The organism is Propionimicrobium lymphophilum DSM 4903, assembly GCF_000423485.1.
In the GTDB taxonomy this organism is placed as follows: domain Bacteria; phylum Actinomycetota; class Actinomycetes; order Propionibacteriales; family Propionibacteriaceae; genus Propionimicrobium; species Propionimicrobium lymphophilum.
This window is the reverse complement of sequence record NZ_AUIB01000015.1, coordinates 1-6,127: the sequence shown is the minus strand read 5'-3', so window position 1 is coordinate 6,127 and position 6,127 is coordinate 1. Positions and strand designations below refer to the sequence as shown.

At 53.1% G+C, this 6,127-nt stretch carries 4 protein-coding genes; all 4 read right to left on the bottom strand.

Features of this window, described 5'->3' with window-relative positions; genetic code table 11:
• Positions 1 to 209 precede the first annotated feature (209 nt).
• The 4 genes from G556_RS0107240 to G556_RS11110 are packed head-to-tail and all read right to left on the bottom strand — an operon-like array spanning position 210 to position 6,019.
• A complete protein-coding gene (locus G556_RS0107240) occupies positions 210 to 770 on the bottom strand; it encodes an SLATT domain-containing protein (protein WP_155941780.1) in 561 nt (186 codons plus the stop codon).
• Positions 745 to 1,635, bottom strand: coding sequence for an SMODS domain-containing nucleotidyltransferase (locus tag G556_RS10615; RefSeq protein WP_036916212.1), 891 nt, complete (start codon positions 1,633 to 1,635; stop codon positions 745 to 747). The genes G556_RS0107240 and G556_RS10615 overlap by 26 nt, the downstream gene beginning before the upstream one ends.
• Positions 1,628 to 4,795, bottom strand: a complete 3,168-nt coding sequence (locus G556_RS0107230) for a type I restriction endonuclease subunit R (RefSeq protein ID WP_028822283.1) — start codon at positions 4,793 to 4,795, stop codon at positions 1,628 to 1,630. The genes G556_RS10615 and G556_RS0107230 overlap by 8 nt, the downstream gene beginning before the upstream one ends.
• Positions 4,796 to 4,810: 15 nt before the next feature.
• On the bottom strand, positions 4,811 to 6,019 hold the full coding sequence (locus tag G556_RS11110) for a restriction endonuclease subunit S (protein ID WP_051176785.1): 1,209 nt from the start codon (positions 6,017 to 6,019) through the stop codon (positions 4,811 to 4,813).
• Positions 6,020 to 6,127 lie beyond the last annotated feature (108 nt).

The following is a 6,127-nucleotide window of genomic DNA, read 5'->3' as shown; positions in this document are numbered from 1 at the left end:
GATACTTAGACGTCGAAAATGATAAAAGCCGCATGAGCTTATGAATCCCTGTTGACCAGTGGTTTTATCGCGTTTAGGGCTGTTTGCTGCCGTGCTGGAGTCTCGGCGATCTGGCGCTTGTGGCTGTTGCGTTCGTTGGGTTGGCGCGCATTTCCGGCTGAGGGGGGGGCTGCCGGTGGGCTTGCGTTAGCGGGTATCTGGCGAGGGGGTTATTTCTGTAGTCCTTCTGGGAGCAGCTTGTTCAGCTCGTCTCGGGTGAACTCTTTGAGTCCATCTTCTTTCAGGCGCTTCTGGGCTTCCTTGAAACTCTTGTTATCGGTGCGGTCGATACTGCTGTAGATCTCTGCAGTTTCATCTATCAGGGCGTTGCGGCGTTCACGAATCGTAGACGTATCGAGGTCGTTGAAATCAACGAGTAATGACTGGTATTTGCGTACCAGCAGCCATAGCTGATCGCCCGCTTTGCGATGCCGTGCGGTCTTCGCGCCAATCTCGAGGCGGAAGCTATACGAGTTAACAAAGAGCAGGATGAAGGTAGAGACTGCTGTGATGGCGTTGATCCATATTTGTTGAGTGAAGAAGAAGCCCACCAGTCCAGCAGCTGACATCGCAGACAGTGTGATCTGAATGATCTTGATGATTTGCTCACTTCTGGCTAGTCTGCCGCGCTGTTCTTCCTGAGTAGCGTGGGAATAGACCACACTGCCGTACTCGTGTTCAATCTGGGAATAAAGGCGGTCACGTTCAGGACTCTGGGAATTTGTCACCATAGATCAGTCTCCACGTTGATACTGCGTCAGGATTATCGGTGCGGGCAGCGCTGCGACTGGCATCCGCATAGATTTTGAGGAGTTCGAGCTCGGTTCTATTGAAACGCACGTCTATGCGCCTGCGACTACCAGGAGCTTCGATCCAACCGTTCCGGTTGAATTCGCTGACCCAGTAGGCAAAGAAATCACGTGTGTGCCAATCAAAATACAGGAAAGGATCCTTGTCGGCGTTCTCGCTGGTTAACCAATATTCATAGGCCATCGCGTCAATGGCTTGTCCAGGAAGCTGTAGATCGCTTTTGATATTCCAAGCGCGTAGCATTCTGCAGAACTTTTTCAATCCTCCTGGTTTCGCGCTGGAAAGCTCAGCAAAGGCGCGTGATTCAAGTTCTGGCTTCATGTGCTGCCAACTACCGCCATTGTGAGTATCGGGGTAGGCAAGAGTTTGGTAGCCATCAGAGAAGACTGGAACAACTTCGAACTTCACGCCATCACTGAACTCAACGACGATGACTTGGCCGTCGCCGCGTAATTTCGTTGTCGGGTACGTTTGCTGGAGGCTTTCTTTCACTCGCTGGAGTAAGCGTGAAGGCCCATTGCTCCCAAGCAGCGTCTGCATCCAATACGTTTCGTAGACGTCGCTTGGTAGTTCGACGAGTATGTCGATGTCGCTGGTGGAGATGGCGGTTCCTCGCCCGTAGGACCCTGCATACCGCGAGTGTTGGGTATCGGAGTTGATGCCCCAGAAGTCCATATTGAGTCTTCGAGTGATTGTACGGTATCGAAGCCTCACTGATTCCACCGTCGACGGTGACATGCGCAGGTTCGCTTCGAATCGACGGAAGAGCGAATGAACATCAGTCATCCTCAGGCTCCTCGCTGTCTGGGGCATTTTTCACTTCCAGGTCATCTTGTGCATCGTTGATGCGGTAGTAGACGAGGTCGCTGATCTCGCGGATGATTTGTTCACGGTTGGCGGCGCTGGAGAAGAAGTAGTCCATAATCTTGGATTGGTCTTCTTGGTGGCTGACTACTGCGTCTTCAACTGCCCGTTCGAGGTCGCGTGATTCGCGGAACTGTTCGCAGGTGTTGGCGTAGGCTTGTTGGCGGATGCCTTCTTGGTCAACGAGGATCGTGACGACGCCTTGGACCCAACTGTCAACGGCGTTGGGGCTGAAGTCAACGTCTTCGAATAGTTTGTTGATTTTGTCGATGACTTCTTGCATCTTGACCATGTTCGGGTCGTGCACCATGCCCGCACCAACGCCCATGGGTTTGAGTTTCTTCTCCTCGCCCAAGGCAATGGAGACGTCTCCAGATCGTGCGTTCTTGATGAGGGTCAGTTCCATCGTGGAGAAATCGAGTTCTTCAACGCTTTTCTTGCCCGTCAGGCGTGGAAGTAACAGGCGCAGGAAGAGTGCGAGTTTTTCCAAGATGGTGTCTTGGTAGTCAACGATCTGGGACAGGAAGTCATAGGTTCGCACGTAGGAAGCGACGTCCTTCTTAAACAGGTCTAGCTCGTCGACTTGGGTTTTGTCGTGGGCTTGGATGGCAAGACGGTAACGATCGTTGAACCGATCGGCTGCTGCCTTCAAAGGCCCAGTGTGCTTACCGTGGGTTGCTCCTTGAGTCAGGAACGCCTGCGCGAAGTCATCGACTTCTTCGGGAAGATAGATGCCCGCGTTGTCGAGCTTGTAGCGCAGGTCGTGGATGATGTCAGGGTCGGTGGGTTGGGTGATCTCGGCGGTGCGATAGTACGGCAGGAAGGATTGCCGGATCTCCTCGGGATCATTGACGAAGTCGAGTACGTAGGTGGCGACTTTTTCGATATCACCTGAGCGGAACATCCGATTCAACCGAGACAAGGTTTGCACAGCGGTGATGCCTGAAAGACGTTTATCCACATACATCGCTGACAGCAGTGGCTGGTCGAAACCAGTCTGATACTTGTTGGCCACGATCAACACATCGTACTCGTCGGTGGCAAACGCATTGGGTAGACTCCGCCCACGCAGCCCTTGGTTCAGAGAGATCTCCGTGTAGGGCGGTTCGGTGTGGGAGAAGGCCACGCCCGGCACTTGCGTTTCGCTGACCGAGCCTGAGAAAGCAACCAACGTCGCCATCGGATAATCACGTTTAGCAATGTAGGCGTCCATCGCCTCCTTGTACTTGATCGCCGCCGGGCGTGAGGAGGTAACCACCATCGCTTTGGCATGCCCATCAAGGAGATGGGCAGCGTTGGCACGGAAATGCTCGATGATGATCTGCACCTTCTGGGCAATATTCGTCGGATGTAACGACACCCACCGCATCAAGCCCTTCGTCGCCGTAGTCTCATCGACGAGCATGTCATCTTCGTTCGTGTCCCAATCCTTCTGAGCAACCTGGAAGGCGGTGTCATATGTGGTGTAGTTCCGCAAAACATCAAGAATGAAGCGTTCCTCGATGGCCTGCTGCATCGTATATACATGGAACGCCTGCGGGATTCCGTCAGCATCCTTACGGCCGAACAGCTCTAACGTTTTCGCCTTCGGTGTGGCAGTGAACGCAAAGAAGGACAAGTTCTCAGTGTGAGCCCGAGCAGTCATCTCCGCAGCCAACATATCCTCCGTGGACACCTCGGCGCCTTCTTCGACTTCGGCTGCTTCTGAAGCCGTGAGCACAGCCCGCAGCTTCTGCGACACCCTTCCCGTCTGTGAAGAATGCGCCTCATCGGCGATAATCGCAAAATTTCTGCCAGCTAATCCGGCCGTATCCGCGATCGCGGAAAGCACAAACGGGAACGTCTGCATCGTCACGATCACGATCTGTTTATTCGACAACAACGCATCCGCAAGCAGTGCAGACTTCGAGGACTCGCCAGCCTTACGCACCTCATCAACATTGATCGACGCAACTGTTCCGCGCGTGCCCTCAATCCCAGTGATCGCCTGCTGGAGCTGATCATCCAACACGGTACGATCCGTGACCACCACCACCGTATTGAACACCTTCTGGTTGTGATCATCGTGAAGTTTCGCCAACCCGTGAGTCAACCACGCGATCGAGTTCGTCTTACCCGAACCAGCAGAATGCTGAACCAAATAACGATGCCCAGGACCCTCCTCACGTGCAGCTGCCAGCAAGCTCGTGACCAACTCCCATTGATGGAAACGCGGGAACAACAGTTTCGTCGACGTATTCTTCTCCCCAGTGATCGGATCGAAAGACGTCTCCACGCTCAAATGCATGAAGCTACCCAAGATCTCCAACCACGCATCGCGCTGCAGCACACGCTCCCACAAGTACGAGGTCGCCGCACCATTCGGATTCACAGGATTCCCAGCACCACCATCACGACCCAGATTAAACGGCAAAAACCCCGTCGATGCACCCGAAAGCTTGGTAGTCATCCGAACCTCATCAGTCGACACAGCAAAATGCACCAGACACCGGTTCCCAAACCCCAACAGCTTCTCACCCCTAGGGTTACGGTCCTGCTTGTACTGACGAACCGCATCATCAACGCTCTGCTGATCGTCAGTCTTCAACTCAATCGTTGCCACTGGCAACCCGTTAACAAACAACACCAAGTCGATCGAATCCTGCGCCTTCGCACGCGAATAGTGCACCTGACGCACCACCCGCAAACGATTCGCACGATAAGCCACCCACGAATCAGGATTCAACGTCGTAGCCGGACGAAACGCACACATTTCAAACTTCGCCGGAGTCCTCCTAAACCCACGCCGCAACACCGCCAACGTGCCGCCACCGACCTCCAACGGCCGATCCAACTCAGCAGCCAAACGCTGCAACAACAACTCCCGCTGCTCCTGCTGCTTCACCGCACTTGCAGCCGGATCAACTACCTTCGCGAGCTCGCGGGGCTGGGTTTCTTCCAGCCAAGCCAGCACATCGGCTGGGTACATGGCCAGATCCTTGTCATAGCCTCGATTGTCTCCAGGACCGTCGTAGATCCAATCGTGCAAACCAAGATAAGCGCAGATCTCGTCCTCGAACGCCTTCTCATGCTCAATGCCCATAGCCTGCCGCCTTTCCTAAACCTCGATCTGACCAGTCACCGCAGCAGTCACCAAAGCCGACCGCCGCTCCAAAGCAAGATCAATCGCCCGCTGGATGGTTTGCTGTTCTTCCCGCAAGGACTTACTGAAGTTGTCCACGCGATCAACAATCTTCGATTGTTCCTTCAACGTAGGTAGCGAAAGCGGAATCCTTGCGAATGTTTGCCAGTTGCGGAAGTCAACCGATCGTTGCCTCACGCTTGGGGCTAGTGTCGATAGGAATCCGCTCAGCCCCAGATACCTTAGATAGAGAGCGATAAACTTAAGATCGTCCTGTTGATTTAGCAACTGACATACGTGGTACACAGGGGTCGATTGGCCATCGCTATCGGAGATACCCACCGCACCGGCAAAACCGTCCAGCCCATGAAAAACTAAATCTCCAACTTGGATTCCTTGGTAGCCCTCTTCAGTGTCAGAGAATGTGTATCCATCTTCTCGCCGATTCGCACGCAAAGTAACTTCGCCATCGCGATAAGCCGTAATCACGCCCGAGCCTTCGATTGGTGTGCGATTCATTTTGCGTAAGACTCTTTTCACGGGCTCATTTCGTTCGGCCGTGAACGTAGTAAATGCGTGATGCATCCAAGCATCGTGCTGCAACGCTAGTAAGCCCAGCATGTACTGGTATTTTTCGACGAGTTGGTCGATTTTGGCTGTGTGTTCATCCAAGAACCGTACGATCTGATCCTGCTGAGCTTCTGATGGAATCAAGACCGGAACATGCTTGATGTCATCAAATTTAAGTGTTTGCCGAACGCCACCACCGAGTGAATACAGAAACTTACTCACATCGAGCGCGTGAAGGTAATATTCCAAAAAACTCGTTGATTTTCGGAACTCTTGCTTAGGCGCTAGAGCGCAGTATGCGGATGTAATAATTCCACGCTCGGGAACTAGGCCAGTCCGAAGACTCTTTTGATCGTTCTGCATGTCGGTGAGGCGTAAAACAAATTGTCCCTGCTCGACCACCTGATAAGTTTCAAAGGAAGCAGGAAGTAAACCGTCAACCGTGTCTATATTTTTACGAATTACTCGCCCATAGCTCAAGGAAAGCAAGTTCTCCTCTGCTAAGCCGATGTTCTTCTTGGAGGTCTCATCAAATACTGCAAATATTGGCAGTGTTCTGCCTTCATAGGAAGTAATTGAGGTTCCCAGAAACTGGAGTGACGTCGCGGTGATCATTCAGTCATCTCCGTGAGGAGTGCGATGATGTCTCGAGAGACGGCTTGGAGTTCATCGTCGATTTCGCTGAGGGGGCGGGGAGGAGCGTATCGGTAGAAGTGGCGGGTG

Coding starts and splice junctions, on each gene's coding strand:
- G556_RS0107230 (WP_028822283.1), bottom strand. CDS start 4,795: ATGGGCATTGAGCATGAGAAGGCGTTCGAGGACGAGATCTGCGCTTAT.
- G556_RS0107240 (WP_155941780.1), bottom strand. CDS start 770: ATGGTGACAAATTCCCAGAGTCCTGAACGTGACCGCCTTTATTCCCAG.
- G556_RS10615 (WP_036916212.1), bottom strand. CDS start 1,635: ATGACTGATGTTCATTCGCTCTTCCGTCGATTCGAAGCGAACCTGCGC.
- G556_RS11110 (WP_051176785.1), bottom strand. CDS start 6,019: ATGATCACCGCGACGTCACTCCAGTTTCTGGGAACCTCAATTACTTCC.